Origin of the sequence: Rhodoferax sp., from assembly GCF_028689305.1 — a bacterium.
Taxonomy (GTDB): domain Bacteria; phylum Pseudomonadota; class Gammaproteobacteria; order Burkholderiales; family Burkholderiaceae_C; genus Rhodoferax.
Genome location: NZ_JAQTWM010000166.1, coordinates 1 through 3,292 on the forward strand (window position 1 = coordinate 1; position 3,292 = coordinate 3,292).

Below are 3,292 nucleotides of genomic sequence, written 5' to 3' on the forward strand. Positions count from 1 at the left end.
GACCCACGTCAAACTGCAGACCGCGGCGGAAATCTATCTGGTGAATGGCGCCGAATGTGAACCCTTGCTCAAGGTGGATCAGCAATTGGCCGTCAAATATGCCCATCAACTGGTTCGGGGCCTGCAGTTGGCCATGCAGGCGGTCGGGGCGCGTGAGGGGATCATTGCGTTCAAGGCCAAGTATGTGGAGGCGATTGCTGCCGTGCAGCCGCTGCTGGCGTCGAACATGCGGATCCACATCCTCAAGGACATCTATCCGGCTGGCGACGAGGTCATCACCATCTGGATGGCGACAGGGCGGCGGGTGCCGCCTGCCGCGCTGCCCAAAGATGTGGGGGTGGCGGTCAACAATGTGCTGACCCTGATCAATCTGGCCCGTGCCGTGGACGACAACGCGCCCGTGGTGGACCGCACGCTCACCATCTCGGGTGCGGTGTCCGACCCGATCACGGTCACGGTGCCGATTGGGACGCCGTTGCGTGAGGTGATTGCGCGGGCCGGGCGTGTGACGGTTGACAACCCCTATTTTGTCAATGGCGGGCCGATGATGGGCAAGCTGGTCCCGTCGCTGGACCAGCCGGTGACCAAAACCACCGGGGGCATCATTGTCCTGCCGCAGGACCATGTCGTCATTCGCCGGCACCGCCAGCCGATGCAGGATGTACTGGCCGTGGCGCGCGCTGTGTGTGAGCAATGCAATCTGTGCACCGAGTTGTGCCCACGGCACCTGATTGGTCATGAGTTGCATCCGGCCTTGATTGTTCGCTCGGCCAATTACCGTGACATCGGCAAACCCTCGGTGTTGTTGTCGGCACTGACCTGCTCCGAGTGCGCCATTTGTGAGCAATGGGCCTGTCCGGTGAACATCTCACCCATGCGCATCAACGTGGCGCTGAAAGCCAAATTCCGCGCCGAAGGTGCCCGCTATGTGGGTGACCTGCGCCCGCTGGACCCGATGGCCGAGCACCGTCTGGTCCCGACGTCCAGACTCGTGACCCGGCTGGCGATCGCGGCCTATAACAAAAAGGCCCCGTTGGACGAATCGGTCAGTCACCCCTCCCGCGTGGTGTTGAACCTGCGGCAACACGTGGGTGCGGCCGCCGTGCCTGTGGTGCAGGTGGGTGACACGGTGCAGCGCGGGCAGCTGGTTGCCGAGATCCCAGTGGATGCCCTGGGGGCACGGGTCCACGCCAGCATCAGCGGTCGCGTAGAAGAAGTCTGCGCCCAGTTCATCTCCATCACGCATTGAAAGCCTCACATGAGCCATCACGCCATAGGTCTGGTTGAATTCACCAGTATTGCCCAGGGCATTGCCGCCGCCGATGCCATGGCCAAAACCGCCAACGTTGAAATCCTGATCGCCAAGAGCATTTGCCCGGGCAAATACATTGTCATGATTGGTGGTGACGTTGCCGCCGTCAAGCAGTCCGTCGACGTGGGTACGACGCAGTGCCCAGAGGTGGTGGTGGACAGTTTTGTCATTCCCAATGTGCACCCGTCGGTTCTGCCGGCCATCAGTGGTGGCACCCACATCGAGAACGTGGCCGCGGTGAGTGTGATCGAGACCTATTCGGTGGCCGCCACCATTGAGGCGACCGACGCCGCTGTGAAGGCCGCATCGGTCGAACCCATTCGCATGCACCTGGCTTTTGGCATTGGTGGCAAGAGTTATGTGGTCCTGACCGGTGAAGTGGCCGATGTGATTGCCGCCACCAACGCTGGCTCGGCTCTTGCTGGCGACAAGGGTTTCCTGGTTTCACAGGTCGTCATACCGCGCCCGAGCCGGCAGTTGATCGACCAGCTTCTTTGAGGGCGGACAAAGACCTGGTGTTTGTGCGTCCTCAATCGCGCGAAAGCGCAAATCGTCTCTGCCGGGTATCAACCGGCGGAGTTGTTCATTCAGTCTCAAAAGGAACCTTGCGTATGAATCCACAACATAACCCAGGCTTAAGCAAGTCCCTGGGCACATTGGAGCTTTGGGGTATTGCCGTTGGTCTGGTTATTTCCGGAGAGTATTTCGGTTGGAGTTATGGCTGGGCTTCGGCCGGGACCATTGGTTTTCTGGTGACCACATTTTTTGTGGCGCTGATGTACACCACATTCATCTTCAGCTTCACCGAGCTGACCACCTCGATCCCACATGCTGGTGGACCGTTTGAGTACAGCCGACGGGCTTTTGGCCCCACGGGGGGATACATTGCCGGTTTTGCCACGCTGGTTGAATTTGTGTTTGCGCCACCGGCCATTTCCTTGGCCATCGGGGCCTATGTCAATGTTCAATTCCCGGCCCTGGATCCCAAACTGGTTGCGGTGGGCGCTTACCTGGTTTTCATGGTCTTGAACATTCTGGGCGTTCACATCGCTGCGATGTTTGAGCTGTGTGTCACGCTGCTGGCCATTTTTGAGTTGTTGGTGTTCATGGGGGTGGTGGCACCCGGCTTCTCCATGGTGAACTTTGTCAAGGGCGGCTGGGCTGGCCAGGATGGTTTCAGCATGGCGGCGTTCTCGGGCATCTTTGCCGCCATTCCGTTTGCGATCTGGTTCTTTCTGGCGATTGAAGGTGTGGCGATGGCCGCTGAAGAGGCCAAGACCCCGCGACGTTCCATTCCGATTGCCTATATCGGTGGCATTTTGACGCTGGTAATTCTGGCCACCGGTGTGATGATTTTTGCCGGTGGTGCTGGTGACTGGACCAAACTGGCCAATATCAACGACCCACTGCCACAAGCCATGAAGCTCATTGTGGGTGAAAACAGCGGCTGGCTGCACATGCTGGTGTGGCTGGGTCTGTTCGGGCTGATTGCGTCGTTCCACGGCATCATCCTTGGCTATTCCCGCCAGATCTTTGCCTTGGCACGGGCAGGTTATCTGCCTGAGGTGCTGGAGCGTGTTCACCCCAAACGGCATACGCCCTATGTGGCGATTCTGGCCGGTGGCGTGGTGGGCATTGCCGCCATCTTCAGTGATTCATTGATCACATTTGGTGGTCAGTCCCTGACGGCCAACATCGTGACGATGTCCGTTTTTGGCGCCATTGTGATGTACATCATGAGCATGCTCAGCCTGTTCAAGCTGCGCACCACTGCACCTCATATGGAGCGTTCCTACCGGGCACCGTTGTATCCCCTGTTCCCGGCCATTGCGCTGATCGGGGCGTTTGTCTGCCTGGGGACCATGATCTATTACAACGCCTTGGTGGCGGGCCTGTTTGCTGGTTTGATGGCTGTGGGGTATGTGTATTTCCTGACGACGCACAGTCGTCGGGCCGAGATGCTGGCTGCCGCTGGCAGCG

General features: G+C 59.2%; 2 protein-coding genes and 2 pseudogenes. All 4 read left to right on the plus strand.

The window, feature by feature from the left end:
* Positions 1–40: 40 nt before the first annotated feature.
* Positions 41–808 (plus strand): annotated as a pseudogene (locus PHW99_RS18860) (SLBB domain-containing protein); the annotation flags it as partial.
* Positions 809–1,033: 225 nt separating this feature from the next.
* Positions 1,034–1,219 (plus strand): annotated as a pseudogene (locus PHW99_RS18865) (biotin/lipoyl-containing protein); the annotation flags it as partial.
* Positions 1,220–1,258: 39 nt separating this feature from the next.
* The gene (locus tag PHW99_RS18415; protein ID WP_300181190.1) at positions 1,259–1,810 is read left to right on the plus strand and encodes a BMC domain-containing protein; all 552 of its coding nucleotides are present in this window, start codon (positions 1,259–1,261) and stop codon (positions 1,808–1,810) included.
* A gap of 113 nt (positions 1,811–1,923) precedes the next feature.
* A partial coding sequence (gene eat / locus PHW99_RS18420) for an ethanolamine permease (protein ID WP_300181192.1) occupies positions 1,924–3,292 on the plus strand: 1,369 nt, incomplete at its 3' end.